This is a genomic window from Anaerosphaera aminiphila DSM 21120 (assembly GCF_900129925.1).
Classification (GTDB): domain Bacteria; phylum Bacillota; class Clostridia; order Tissierellales; family Peptoniphilaceae; genus Anaerosphaera; species Anaerosphaera aminiphila.
On record NZ_FQXI01000001.1, the window covers coordinates 367,872 to 381,229 of the forward strand.

General features: G+C 27.4%; 14 protein-coding genes. 3 read left to right on the top strand and 11 right to left on the bottom strand.

Annotated features, from left to right (window positions below):
- Nucleotides 1-51: 51 nt before the first annotated feature.
- From BUB47_RS01845 to BUB47_RS01870, 7 genes are all read right to left on the bottom strand, one after another.
- The gene (locus tag BUB47_RS01845) at nucleotides 52-948 is read right to left on the bottom strand and encodes a nucleotidyl transferase AbiEii/AbiGii toxin family protein (RefSeq protein WP_073183185.1); all 897 of its coding nucleotides are present in this window, start codon (nucleotides 946-948) and stop codon (nucleotides 52-54) included.
- A complete protein-coding gene (locus BUB47_RS01850; RefSeq protein WP_073183186.1) occupies nucleotides 948-1,544 on the bottom strand; it encodes a type IV toxin-antitoxin system AbiEi family antitoxin domain-containing protein in 597 nt (198 codons plus the stop codon). The genes BUB47_RS01845 and BUB47_RS01850 overlap by 1 nt, the downstream gene beginning before the upstream one ends.
- 393 nt (nucleotides 1,545-1,937) lie before the next feature.
- Nucleotides 1,938-2,168 carry a DUF4268 domain-containing protein gene (locus BUB47_RS10045; RefSeq protein ID WP_407639556.1) on the bottom strand — a complete coding sequence of 77 codons (231 nt, stop codon included), beginning with the start codon at nucleotides 2,166-2,168 and terminating at the stop codon, nucleotides 1,938-1,940.
- Nucleotides 2,164-2,856: a DUF4268 domain-containing protein gene (locus BUB47_RS01855; RefSeq protein WP_200779460.1), complete on the bottom strand. Its 693-nt coding sequence runs from the start codon at nucleotides 2,854-2,856 to the stop codon at nucleotides 2,164-2,166. The genes BUB47_RS10045 and BUB47_RS01855 overlap by 5 nt, the downstream gene beginning before the upstream one ends.
- 82 nt (nucleotides 2,857-2,938) lie before the next feature.
- Entirely contained in the window at nucleotides 2,939-3,130 is a 192-nt protein-coding gene (locus BUB47_RS01860; protein WP_073183188.1) for a hypothetical protein, read from the bottom strand.
- Nucleotides 3,120-3,944, bottom strand: coding sequence for a restriction endonuclease (locus BUB47_RS01865; protein WP_073183190.1), 825 nt, complete (start codon nucleotides 3,942-3,944; stop codon nucleotides 3,120-3,122). The genes BUB47_RS01860 and BUB47_RS01865 overlap by 11 nt, the downstream gene beginning before the upstream one ends.
- 25 nt (nucleotides 3,945-3,969) lie before the next feature.
- A complete protein-coding gene (locus tag BUB47_RS01870; protein ID WP_073183191.1) occupies nucleotides 3,970-4,563 on the bottom strand; it encodes a hypothetical protein in 594 nt (197 codons plus the stop codon).
- Nucleotides 4,564-4,887: 324 nt separating this feature from the next.
- Between BUB47_RS01870 and BUB47_RS01875 the strand changes: the two genes are divergently transcribed.
- A complete protein-coding gene (locus tag BUB47_RS01875; protein ID WP_073183193.1) occupies nucleotides 4,888-7,209 on the top strand; it encodes an AAA family ATPase in 2,322 nt (773 codons plus the stop codon).
- A gap of 221 nt (nucleotides 7,210-7,430) precedes the next feature.
- Here BUB47_RS01875 and BUB47_RS01880 read toward each other — a convergent pair whose 3' ends face one another.
- The gene (locus BUB47_RS01880) at nucleotides 7,431-8,273 is read right to left on the bottom strand and encodes an abortive infection family protein (RefSeq protein WP_200779461.1); all 843 of its coding nucleotides are present in this window, start codon (nucleotides 8,271-8,273) and stop codon (nucleotides 7,431-7,433) included.
- Nucleotides 8,274-8,713: 440 nt separating this feature from the next.
- Between BUB47_RS01880 and BUB47_RS01885 the strand changes: the two genes are divergently transcribed.
- On the top strand, nucleotides 8,714-8,968 hold the full coding sequence (locus BUB47_RS01885) for a type II toxin-antitoxin system Phd/YefM family antitoxin (protein WP_073183194.1): 255 nt from the start codon (nucleotides 8,714-8,716) through the stop codon (nucleotides 8,966-8,968).
- Nucleotides 8,969-8,970: 2 nt separating this feature from the next.
- On the top strand, nucleotides 8,971-9,231 hold the full coding sequence (locus BUB47_RS01890; RefSeq protein ID WP_073183196.1) for a Txe/YoeB family addiction module toxin: 261 nt from the start codon (nucleotides 8,971-8,973) through the stop codon (nucleotides 9,229-9,231).
- A 180-nt stretch (nucleotides 9,232-9,411) separates the two neighbouring features.
- On the opposite strand, the gene BUB47_RS01895 is transcribed toward BUB47_RS01890, so the two are convergent.
- The 3 genes from BUB47_RS01895 to BUB47_RS01905 form a co-directional block, all read right to left on the bottom strand.
- Nucleotides 9,412-9,795, bottom strand: coding sequence for a BlaI/MecI/CopY family transcriptional regulator (locus BUB47_RS01895; protein ID WP_159430530.1), 384 nt, complete (start codon nucleotides 9,793-9,795; stop codon nucleotides 9,412-9,414).
- A 627-nt stretch (nucleotides 9,796-10,422) separates the two neighbouring features.
- Complete coding sequence (locus BUB47_RS01900) at nucleotides 10,423-12,063, bottom strand: helix-turn-helix domain-containing protein (protein ID WP_073183199.1); 1,641 nt, start codon at nucleotides 12,061-12,063, stop codon at nucleotides 10,423-10,425.
- 91 nt (nucleotides 12,064-12,154) lie between these two features.
- Entirely contained in the window at nucleotides 12,155-13,120 is a 966-nt protein-coding gene (locus tag BUB47_RS01905; RefSeq protein ID WP_073183201.1) for a site-2 protease family protein, read from the bottom strand.
- Between the last annotated feature and the right edge of the window lie 238 nt (nucleotides 13,121-13,358).

Sequence of the window (13,358 nt, forward strand, 5' to 3'; positions counted from 1 at the left end):
TGTTCAATTCTATATCTACAAATGCTCATAAATTTTCGTAATAAATCTTTTTCATTCATATTTTCCTTCCGCATGACCCCATTTTTTTGTAAACTTGGTTTCATCTACAATAGACTCAAAAGGCGGTTCTATTAATTTTGTTATAGAATTTAAAACTACAGAAAAATCTAATTTATATCCTAATACTTTATCACAAAAGTTATTCCATCTTTTTTGCATTATTTCATCGTTTCCTAGTTCTCTTATCCCTTGAATTGAATCTTCATTATATGGTGTACTCCTATTAGATAATGTCTTATAAATAGCATTTTTTAATTGTTTTCCTTCAAAGTCAAAATTAGTTGCTAAATAATAGATATCATAAAAGTCTTTCATTCTACTCGTAGCTCCCATTAATGATATAATTGAATCTAATTTTTCTGCTATTGTTGATTCTAATGAATATGTGAATATTTTCGGTTTTTCAAAATCTCCTAGTATCACAGGAATGATCCGTTCTATATAAGAAGGCACAACTATATCACCTACTCCAAAATCAATGCTAAATGGTGTCTTAGTTCTACCTATCGTTCCTTCTAAATTTATCCTTGCTCCAGAATATTCTCGGATTTCTTGATTTATCTCAATTGTTCTTATTTTAAGTTTTATAAAGTCATTTTCAGTTGGAGATTCTATTATATCAATGACCAGTTCTTCAATTTCTTCTATATTATTTGAATATCCTTTTAATAAATAGTCAGAATCAACGGTAGGTCTCGTTGTAAAACCACTAATTGAATATAACAAAAATCCACCTTTCAAAATCAACTGATCCCTATGTTTTGATTTAGATAGCCTTCTTAAAAATTCTTCTTGGCAAAATAAATTTAACAGTTGCTGCAATGGTATTTTTCTTTCTTTTGACTTGTTTTTTAGTCGTGCTAAAACTGATAATTCTATACTTCCCACTACAACCTCACCCCAATGTATGTCTGCACCTTGTTTTTTATGTTAAATATCTCTGCATACCTCAACAAATTCCTTATATTTTTCTCTTTATCTGCCACATAGTTTGATATCGCTTTTGCAAATACCTCACGTTCTATTTTTGTTTCATAGCGAAGAACATCACACATAGTTCTATCTCTATCATATATCTTAACTGGAACTCCTTCTATTTCTATTGTACTTACTCCTACGTTTAAATATTTATTCTCTATATAATATGGCTCTATGAATGGATAATCTATTTCATATTGCTTTTTATTACTATCTTTATCCACAGCTATTTGCCAGCTTAGAGGAATTCTATCTGTATATCCATAATAAAGTAGTGCGCTTTCCAGAAAAATAACTGCTTTAGGAAATAGTTTTGCAATGATAACTTCTTCTTTTGGATGATACTCTCTCAACTCATAAAATCCATATTTAATTCTGGTAATTATACCATCTTGCATTAATTTTCCAATCTGTCTACTAGAAAAACCCATTTCATTTAATTCAATAGTTTTCAATATTCCACCATTCTTTTTAAATTCATTTTTCATTTGATTAATTTTATTCACTAACGCACCTCTCTATCCGCTTCTGATTTTTAAAGCGGTCTTTTAAGTGCATTGTATCATCAAATAAAATTATAATCAAGATATTTACATACTTGATATTTCAATTAAAAAAGAACAACTAAAAACCTTTTACGGCTAAATAGTTGTTCACTGCTTATATATATTATTCATATATTTTTATAATACTCTTGTTTACTTATATTATTCTAGTTACTCGTATTTCTATTCCCACTCGGCAAATCTATTTAAATATTAAACATATTTGTTTAGTTTTTGATTCCCATTTACACCCAATCTCTTTATATTATTTACATTTTTTAGCTTCAATGAATTTTTTGTTATCAAAATGTTATCATTTTTTATGCTTCCCGTTCTACCTGTATAAAGAATCTTTCAAATATACTCCTTAAAAACCCTTCTAACAATAACTACTTTATCTATAATTTCCTTCATGAGTTCTAAATAGTTACTATGGTCATTAAAATTTAAACCACCAATGTAATAAATGATTCTAGAAGCCTTTTTATTATCTAATCTTTGCCACTCCATAGAAAATCCTAATTTTTGTTCAATTTCCTCTCTATTTAATTCCAAACTATCAAATAAATCCTTATTATTATCAATATATTTCTACACCAATATTACTAGATTTATTTACTAAAGTAATACTTATGTGAGCTTCACTTGTTCCTAAAGCCACATCATACCAATGGTCTGTACTTACCTTACGAATATTAAATGGTTTACCAGATTCAGAAACTATTTCATTAAATTCTGTCCAAAAAGTAATTCTTTCTGATTGTGACTTATTTAAATCTCCATCGCCACTACTTTTTACACTTTTTATGAAATCATTAGGCTTTTCAATAACTTCAAATTTAGGGGCAGGTAAAGAGTCTCCAATTTGATACACGTGTATTTCTATTAAAAAGAAAGAAATTTCCTTTACTATATTATTATTTAGCCACTCAACAGCACTTTTATGTTCTTCTCTTGCCTCTTTTACAATCCAAACAACAACGTTCGCGTCAAGTCCTGAAGCATAAGTAATGATTTTTCCTAAATGATCATGATTTGTAGGTTCTAATTGATTTTCTATAATCACTCTAATTCCTGTAGTCTCATCAATAGCTACTAAATCGCAACGATAGGAACCAACAAAAACTTCTTTGTCTATATCAACTAATGTCAATCCAATAACTTCATTCAATAGTTCTATGTTCTCGTCTCTAGAGAGCCATGTTGAAAAATCATATTGTTCATGAATCCATAAATCTCTAATATTCACTTCTCGTAATCTATCTAACTTCATTTGTTTATCATCCTTTGTAAGCTATAGTGTTAATTTATATTTTTTCTCTTGCATTATTCAAAAAGCTAATAGTACAATTTTTTCACTTCAAATATATCTCATCATCAAAATCTATTTCTACTTCAATTAATAGTTCAGCAAACTCACTTTCAGAAATTACTTTAATACTATTATCATCGACAAATATTTTTTCTTTTTCACTTACTTTAGCAATTGCACTAAACCATTTAATTGGCATTAATCCAAAATATTTTTCATCCTCTTCATAATACATATCCTATCAATTGTTCAATTCCATATCGATCAGAAACTCCATCATGATGTTTAGCCTGTACATAGATAATAGCACCTATTTTATTAAAAGGAGCTATTACATCGATATCTGCAATACTATCATTTCTAGAGTTTTTCTTTTGTTTTGAAGGTATTTTGGGTTCACTAGATCCTATCTTTCTCAAATATTCTTTTATCAAAATCTCAAATTGATTTTCGTCTAATTTTTTAAGTATATGTTCATGAACCCTTTTAGCAATATTATTTTTTATTGGTCTCATAGAAAAAACCGGTTCTTTCTTCTCAATGTTTTTCATTACTATTTTAATGTCAGATTCCCAATCATCTAAAACTAAGTTCGTCCCTCGAAATTTTAATGCTGAATTCAATCTACTTGTTAAATATTCACTCCGAGGTACATCTTCAAAAACCCTTTCAACCTTAACTAAAAAACCTATATCATATCGTCTAATATTATCTGTACTCTTTGAATTACTGTAGGGAGTTCCCACTACTTTATAAATATTGAAAACTCCTGATTCTGCTACAACTACATAATCACTAGGTCTTAGGCGCAAAAAGTTGTATAGAAAATAACTTCTATTTCTAGTCATAGAATCATAATTCAGTTTTTGCCCTAATTCCATAAAATATTTTGAAAATTCATATTTATTTAAATAATTAATTTTTTCAATAACTTCATCATAATATCCCGACTCTACAATTGAATACCACCCAATAGAAAGCAAACCAACTTTCTTCAATAATTTTTTTGAAATATTAGACTCATTAGATATTCTGTACATTAAATACATAACATTCCTCTTTCAAAATTTACTTCTATTTCATTTCATTAAATTCTTTCAACATTTTAACAGCTTCTTCATTCTGAAGAAGATTGTAGTATTCTGCGCTCACTCTATTATTACTAATAGCTAACTCTATATCAAGTTCGCTTTTAGACTTAGAAAGAATTAATGATTTTATAAGATCTGTTAATGGCTGTCCAATGGCATCCCTAAAATTAAACCCTAGCATCTGTAAAACATTGAATGTTTCCACTGAAATAATCGGTTTAATAATCCCCATTAATTGCTGAAGTTCTTCTGTTGATGTTGAGGACTGATTAAAATTCATAGCTTTTTCCAGTAACTCTTCTATTACAGGCATTAAACTTTGCGTAATATACTGAACATCTTCATCAGTTATTTTCTGGAATGATGTTAATTCTTCATATTTTTGAGCAATTTCTATAAGTGAACGCTTATCAGATATTAACTCATCGATAATGCTTTCCAGCTCTAATATTATGCCATCTTTGTCCCCAGAAGCTTTTACTTTTTTAACCTTATCGCTAATTGTTGTTATAGTTTGTTTTGAAATAATCTTAGCTAACTCTATTCCTAATTCTATTAATATTTTATTTGTATCCATATTTTACCCCTCCATTTATGATTAATAGATTTGTTACACTCCGCTATAATCAATTGTAAACTCTAGGCTAATATACTAGAGCTTAATATGATTTCTCTGCTCTTAAATACAACTTTATCACAATTGATTTTAAATTCAAAGTTATTATCTCTGAAGAAAAATAATCTCATATTTCTTAATTTTCAAAATTCAAAAATATTAAGTGCATTTTTAATTTTATCAACGCCTATTTTACAAAATATCTAATAACTAATGAAATAATAAAATAAATACGTTATCATATAAGTATAAATAAATAAAAAATAAGTACGGAGCGTGGCATATATGGGAGAAATATCTTTAGATTTATCTAAACAAGAATATTTAGTTTTTGACATTTCCAAAAATTCTAAATTAATGTTAAAAAATAAGAATTTTATATTTGGAAAAAATGGTTCAGGTAAGTCAACTTTATGTGAACTAATTAAGTCGCAATTTAATGAAACACATAATGTCTTTATTTTTTCAGGCTTTGAAAACATTCTCATTGATAATAAATTGGGTGCTGTTGTTTTAGGAAAAGAAAATATCCAGATTCAAACAGATTTACTTTTTCTAGACAAGGAAATAGAAAAGTTACGTGAAAGAAAACAAAAACAGGAATTATTACTGAAACAATTGCAATGGATTGACACCTATAAAGAAGACGGGATAGAAAAACATGAATTATTACAAAAAAAGGAAGATGATGAACATAAGTATAAAGAAAAAAAAGAAGAAATCGATAAATTTTGTCAAGAAAAAGCTAGAATATTAAAGAGCAAAGAGCGACCTCAAATTACTAAACCTACATATAACAAACAAGATTTTTCTAATGATATCCCTAACAAATGTAGACTAAATAGAGAAGAGATTGAAAACCTTGAAAAAATATTAATCGAAAATACTAAAAAAGATGTTCCGAAATTTCACTTTCCAAAGTTTGATTTAAAAAATCTACTTGAAGAAATAAACAATGTTTTGCAAAAAAAAGTAAAAGAAACAATTATTATAGAAGAATTAAAAGACCAACCCACTAAACAGGCATTTGCAAGAGAAGGATTGAGAATTCATAAAGATGTTGATGTATGCTCTTTTTGTGGTAACCACATTACTGAATCAAGAAAAACAAAGTTAGAACGTTATTTTTCTGTCAGTGAAGTTGAAAAATTAGAAAAACTAATAAAAAGTTTTGTTCAGAAGATTAACGAAAACTTGAAGTTTTTAAACAACATTAATGATTTAGATAAAGGTCTTTTTTATGAAAAATTTTATAAAAGAGTGGATGCTGCAAATTTGAACATAAATTCAAAAAAAACAGAATATAAGCTGTTTTTTCAACAATTGATTGAAAAATTGGAAGAAAAAGAAAAAAACTTGTTTGGAACTGTTGAGATAGCATTAGTCAAGATTCCCGAATGCTTAAGCACAGAGGAAGATGAAATTAACAGTTTAATAGCAGATAATAATAATTTCAGTAAAAATTTATATATGGAACAAAATGCAGCACAAAAAAGTCTTAGATTACATTATGTCGCCGAATATTTAGAGCAAACTAGCACATATAAAGATAATTGGCTTGGATATGAAAATGAAGAAAAATCATTAAATGATTTAGAAGTTATTAAAAACACTGCTGAAAAAATACTAGCTTCAAAAATTTCCGAGATCAAAGGAAGCCCAGATAAAAAGGAAGATACATTATTATTCATAAAGGATGAAATTTCTGAAAAAACACATGAAAAGAATGAACTATTAAAAAAGACTAAGAATACATCTCAATCTGCTATTAATATTAATGAGAAACTAAAAAACACAGGGAAAGATAACCTTGAGTTGCACCTTGTTAAAGATGACGATAAAGTGGAACATTATCTAATCCAAGAGGGAGATAACTATAGAGATATTGATAAAATATCTACTGGCGAGAAGAATATTATAGCATTTTTGTATTTTTTAGAAAGTTTAAGTGATCTAGAAATTGAAAAGTCAAAGCCCAAAATAATTATTTTAGATGATCCTATGAACTCAAATGATGATACAATGCAATATTTAATAATTACAGAATTACAGAAATTATATCAGGGCTCTAAATATAGAGACAAATTTAATTCAGATAAAGATTTCTTTATTTGTCTCACTCATAATGCACATTTTTACATCAATGTGCAACCTCATGGATACTTTAAAGATAAAAAAATAGATAAAGAAACTAACAAAGTAATAGAAGTTTCAAAATACGATAAGAATAATTTTTATATAATAGAAAACAGAAATTTCCGAAAGATTACCTCCGAAAAAGAAGACCTTAACACCCACTATGAGTATCTATGGATGGAATTAGAAGAGTTATACAATAGAAATTTGCTCAACTCCATGCTTAATTCAATGCGAAGGATTATCGAAACCTATATGAATTTCAACAAAATAGAACAAGACTCTTTCTATAATGGAAAAGAAGAATATATGAAAATATTTAACGTTAACTCACATTCTATAGATGATTTATCTGCTGAAATGATCGGAAAAACTAAAGAAGATTTATTAGCCATGTTTAAACAGCTATTTATTGATAATGACTCCGAAAACCATTTTAACACTTATTGGAAGGTTACCTCTGATCAATAAAAAATGTAACATTTTAAAAGCTTTTATTTCACTTTCTTAATCAAGATAAATATAATAATACTTGACAATAATTACCTTAGAAAGAAATGAACTCAACACTCTATTATATTTTTCATGCTACAATCAGATAAGTCCATAGAAAGTTCTCTTAAAATTATTTGTATTATTATTTTTCATGTTTCTAAATGAACCATCTAATGAACCATCTATGGACTAGCTAATTATTCAGTTTCTTCTAGTTTAGACAATAAATATTCTGAAATTAAACCCATTGATTTAATAGCCATCTTTGCTTCATCTTCTGATACCATACTTAAAAACGGCCTTCCATGTCCTGTTCCTTCTTTATTTCTTAATTTATTAATGGAGCATGCCAATTCATAAAGTGCCCGCTCTACTCTTTTTTGTGCAGGCTCATTGGGTTTAGGTACCTCCTCTGAAGTTGCTAAACCCAATGTTATAAATGCTTGTCCTAATAAAGTAGGAAAATTAGTTTGATTAGAGTAATGACCCAATTTTGACTGTAAAATAAATGCTGAAACAGCCTCCATAAGATCTTTACTCGTTCCTACTAAAAGAGCCGCATCGTCTGCGCCTTTTATTGCCCTTTCCGCATATGTCCTCAAAACTTTATGTTTTTCAATATTTCTTAAGTTGTCTAAAACTAAACTCGATATACTCCCGTCCGAAAATAATTGATACCCTTCACTTTTGAAAGCCACTTTTAAATTTTCGATACCCTCAATACCAACAAAATTTGGAGATTCTTTTCTAAACCCACCTACGGATTTTACCAGCGTCAGCAGCAGATAAACAAGTTTTTCTCCAGCAATAAGATTATTATCTATTGACCAAGTTAAAACTGCACGTACTCTTTTCGCCTTTCCAACTACTTTACCAGCTTGCTTAGGATCTGCATTACTAAGTCCAGATCTATTAAACTCACACTCAATATCATAGTGACTCGGCTCTCGTTTTGGTACTATCTGAGAATCGTCAATCATCTTAGCAATTGCCACAGCTATAGTATCATTTAATGGTAATTTTGTAATAGGATCCAACAATGATTTCCTCCTTCCAATAACTTACAACAAAATCAACTTTTACTCTCATATATACTTATTCCATAACCATACAATTATGATAAATATGTTGATATACAAGTTTTAGTCAAATTTAAACTATATAATTTCAATGCATTGTCCCTGTCATTTCTAAAGAATATTCTATATTATAACCTTAGTTTTTCCGAACGAAAATATTTTATATTTCCATTTTTATTCATCCTCATATTTTTATTTTAATATCTAATTTATTTTTCCATAATTCGAGATTCAAACTCTTTATAATATTATAGCGTAAAAATAAATTAACTACTATTATCATTATATAGTTTTATTTTGCAATGATATTTTTTATATCAACAAAATTTTATAAGCATATAACTTTTATATTGCATGTTTCGACAAGATGTTGTACAATAAAGGAAAAGGAGGGTTGTCTTATGGAAGCAACAACTTATAGTAATTTTAGACAAAACCTTAAAAAATATATGCACAGTATAAACGAAAATTCAAATGCTTTAATAGTTACATCTAAAGATAATAAAGACATAGTTGCTATATCTAAGTCAGATTATGATAATTTAATGGAAAATTTATATTTATTGTCCAGCGAAACAAATAGAAATTATATAAATGAATCTATTGAGCAATTTGAAAATGAAGACTATGAAACTCTATCTTTGGATGAAATTTAATTATGGAGTTACGTTGGTCAAAAAATGCTCTTAAAGATATAGAGTATTGGAAGAAAACTGATTCTACAAAAGTAAAAAGAATAAAAGAATTAATTAACAATATCGTAGATTCTCCCTATGAAGGGATTGGTAAGCCGGAACCTTTACGATTTGAATGGACAGGATATTGGTCTAGAAGAATAAACTCGGAGCATAGGTTAATTTATAAGTACAATGAACAATATATTGAAATAGTTTCCTGTAGATACCATTATGGTAAATAATCACATTACTATTTACAACAAAAACTGCAACGTCTTTCATACCGTTGCAGTTTTTATAATTTTTTAAAATAAGATAAATAGATATATAATTAACTTTCACCGCCAAATTCAATATAATGGCGGAGTAAAATAAACGATGGCGGTGAAACACTTTTAATATTTAACTGCTATTATAAATTTCTAATTATTTTTCTCTTGCTCTTTTAACATACTCTTTATATTTTTAATAGTGCTTTCATCTATTTTGTTAACTGATATTAAAAATTTAAAAAAGTCATTTAATGCAGCTTTACTTGGTGAAAGCTTTAAATAATCAGATTTAAATATCATTGCATCATACTCATCTTTATTCAAAGACGCCTTATATGTTCTTCCATAATTTTTCCCCGATTGAACATATCCCTCTACAACAATCGCTCCTTTTCCTAATAATTGATTTAATAAAATATGTATGGAACTTGCTTTCCAAGTTTTATTCTCTGTAAACTCAATTATTTCCGCTCTTGTTAACGCTCTATCTTCTTTCCATAAAGTGTTGAGTATTTGACTCTCATTATCTGACAACTGAAATCTTTTTTCCTCCAATTTTTTCACCTTTCTTATTAGAATTCCACATAAATAGAAAATACTATTACAATATACACTTAATTTTCAGAAATTCCTTATCGATATTCTTCTATTATCCGTTCTAATTCTTGAATTGTTTCGTCCGTAATATCATTTCTATGTTTCCACTTTTCATAACGTCTTCTCCATTTAGAAAAATATTCTTTCAACATGCAATCACCCCCATTAATAGATCATCAAATATTAATAAGATACTATTTATATATAATATTATTCTACCACTAAATCATATTTTTATTTATATATATATTGAAATATATTCAATATAATATTGTTGCAATCTACATATCTATTTACACTATTTTTTCAGTTCCCTAGATTACAGACATAATTTTTATGAGTAAAAATTATAAAATTATATTAAAACTCGTCTGCCATATTAAGCTTTTATAGCCGATTATCCTACTCAATTTTTATTGCATATGTATTTGCTTACTCTAACGATCAAAGTCTATCATTATCCTTTAAACTATAAAAGTCATGTTTAGTGTCTTACTAAATATGACTTTTAATAAAAAAACAAATTCATTTATTAAAACTAACATCTATATCATCTCTATAACCTTATTCTCCCGTTAATTCCTTATATTCTTTAGATCCTACATCAGACCATGACATTTTACCGCTAGATATAACTGTTCCACTGCTATATTCAAATGCATATATATCTAAAATTTTTGCATCTAATCTGGAATAACTTCCATCTGATACTTTTTTACTACGATAAAGGACATAAAGTCCACACTTATTGTTCTTTGAATCTCTGTCATATTGAATAAATTCAATTTCATTCTCATTATCCTTCAAAACAATATATTCATATCCTTTAGCATCAATATCTTCTCGATAAATATATCCTTTTGGGCCAAAGACTGTATCGTATATTTTCTGATAGCCTTGCATATACGTATTATCTTTTTCCTCGACTTCCTGTTTTAATGATGCATTCTTTTCTGTATTTTCATAATCTTTACTTTCTGGATATTTATTTCCCCATTCTTCATTAACAATTTTTTTCCATTCTTCTTCAGATATGTTTGGATTTGTATCCTCTTTATTTGTCATTGGACGAAGATACTTCATGTAAAACAAACCTTTGTCCTCATAAAGATAGTATCTTGTCTTGTCAAACCAAGGAGCTCTTTCTACTGTTATTGTCCCATTATCATTTTTTATTTCAGTTATTTTGGTATTACCCAAGTCTATATTAATACCAATAATTATTATAGAAAAGATTAAAATGCCAACTACTCCCATGATAATACTCACAACTCGTGTCAATAATCTTTTTCTTTTACTTTTAATATTATATATCCACTCTCCTGTATTAATCATAAATAAAACATATGCTATTACAATTTGCATTAATACAAAAATAAAAATAGTCAAATTCACAGAAACCCAATTCTTAAACACTAAATCTTCCGGCTTAAATAATTCGATGAATAATTCAAAAAAAACTGTAACAATCAAAAAAATAAGTAATACATAGAAAACTATGTTTTTCTCACTTATACGTGGTTTTTTCCCCATATTCTGCAAAAATTCGGAAAGTCCTTCACTAAAGGAACTTTTTTCCAGAGGAACTATTCTCTTTATTTCATTTTCTCCAAGTAAGCAATAAAAGTATGTTTTGTTTTCTATTATTCTATATAGATCATCATAAAAAACAGAATATTCAGACACCTTATTTTGTCCGGTGAAATAATCCACAAAAAAATCATAATGAGTTTCCAGACCTTGTACTGCCTTATATTTTTTGAAAGCCTTACGAACAATATAACAATAAAGAATATACATAAACACCCAGAATAGACCCACTGCAATCAAAATATATATTCCTGCAATATTATCATTTATCGCAGCCTTTGAGATTCCCAGAGGTAATAACCCGATACCCCAGATAGAACTGGATATCATTATTCTTTTGCCCATAATTGTATAAAACATTTTTTTATACATATCAAAGGTGATTTTACTATATGCAGTGTATAAAGGTTTTTCTATCCTTTTCTGAAATTCTATTTCTGTCATATTTATGTTGAAAATCTGGGATAAAATAACAAGACTTTCTATAGAGGGTTTAGTTTTCCCTGACTCCCACCTTGATATAACTTCTTTGCTAAGGTTCATTTTTTCAGCTAATAATTCTTGAGATAAACCCTTTGCTTCTCTTAGCTCTTGTATTCTTTCACCAAGTGTCATTTAGTCCACCTCCCAATTAAGTGAAGTAAATATACATTTTTACGAGTGTCTTTTCTATAACTTTTAGTTAAAGGTTATAGTTTCCATCTTATTAAGAAAGACAAGTTGATATTATGTGATATAAAATATTTCTTTGATGTGGGTCACTTACTTCATCCAAGTGTTCTTTTGATTTCTCTAAAAAAATTCCATTATTCTCTTTATCTTCCAAATATCCTTTTATATAAAACATAGTATCACCATAATCATATTTATTTATTTTTTTAAGTAATTCCTCATTATACTGCTCATTATTTTTATTTGTGAACATTAAATAAAACTGAATAGTAGTTTCTTGTTCTATATTTTCATATTTTCTATTAAAAAAATCTACTTCTAAATTATTGTTTTCTAAAAAATATTGTTCAATATCTATTATCGATTGGTTAAATTCTGGCAATTCTTTAAAATTTTTTAATAGCACTTCTTTGCTGAGCATATTAGGACATTCATTATAATAAATACTATTATTAATAAATGATTTATAAAATTCACTTTTCTTTTTTTCCGTAATTAAATTATAAACATTCTTACCGTCCGTACCATTAATAAAGGGCACTATTGTTGCTAAAAAAATAATTATGTTCATAATTAAGAAGTATTTACTTAAATACCACCCTTTTAAAAAGAAATATGTAACTATTGTCGTCAACAAATTTGCACCAGGACCGCCTAAACAATATAGTACTAACTTTTTAATACTGATATCTAAATTATTAGAAAACATTAAGGAAAAACCTGTAGCTAAACTTATTGGGTGATTTAAATACACTTTTCTTTTGACAAAAAATATTATTACCAATGATAAAAACTGCATTTGCAAACCGAGTACTTTCCCAATAAAAAAATGCCCCAACTCATGGATAATCACAACAAGTATACTAATCCATATCAAAATAGACACTTGAAAAACCACAGTATAATTTTGCCTTTTAGAAACTACTGTCAACAATAATAATATAATTGTATATAAAAGTGTATTCATTAAAAAATTCTTATTTATTTCTAATTTTTCCATTTTTCTCCCCATTTACACTAAATAATAATTTTATTAAATTATTACTAATTTATATTATACACCCATCTATAATTATTAATATATTTATGTTAATTATGAAGTAATATAAAATATAAATTCACTTATTTTCTTTTTATAATTACATTGAAAAAAATTAAACTAAAAAACTATTTACTTAAATATACTATTTGTACTCAAAATGTCCTCAAAGTAAAAAAAAATAAACCCTGTAAACCTC

What these genes read in the sequence shown, in the direction of transcription:
- BUB47_RS01855 (WP_200779460.1), bottom strand. Translation starts at nt 2,856, where the DNA reads ATGAAGTTAGATAGATTACGAGAAGTGAATATTAGAGATTTATGGATT.
- BUB47_RS01860 (WP_073183188.1), bottom strand. Translation starts at nt 3,130, where the DNA reads ATGTATTATGAAGAGGATGAAAAATATTTTGGATTAATGCCAATTAAA.
- BUB47_RS01865 (WP_073183190.1), bottom strand. Translation starts at nt 3,944, where the DNA reads ATGTATTTAATGTACAGAATATCTAATGAGTCTAATATTTCAAAAAAA.
- BUB47_RS01870 (WP_073183191.1), bottom strand. Translation starts at nt 4,563, where the DNA reads ATGGATACAAATAAAATATTAATAGAATTAGGAATAGAGTTAGCTAAG.
- BUB47_RS01875 (WP_073183193.1), top strand. Translation starts at nt 4,888, where the DNA reads ATGGGAGAAATATCTTTAGATTTATCTAAACAAGAATATTTAGTTTTT.
- BUB47_RS01885 (WP_073183194.1), top strand. Translation starts at nt 8,714, where the DNA reads ATGGAAGCAACAACTTATAGTAATTTTAGACAAAACCTTAAAAAATAT.
- BUB47_RS01890 (WP_073183196.1), top strand. Translation starts at nt 8,971, where the DNA reads ATGGAGTTACGTTGGTCAAAAAATGCTCTTAAAGATATAGAGTATTGG.
- BUB47_RS01900 (WP_073183199.1), bottom strand. Translation starts at nt 12,063, where the DNA reads ATGACACTTGGTGAAAGAATACAAGAGCTAAGAGAAGCAAAGGGTTTA.
- BUB47_RS01905 (WP_073183201.1), bottom strand. Translation starts at nt 13,120, where the DNA reads ATGGAAAAATTAGAAATAAATAAGAATTTTTTAATGAATACACTTTTA.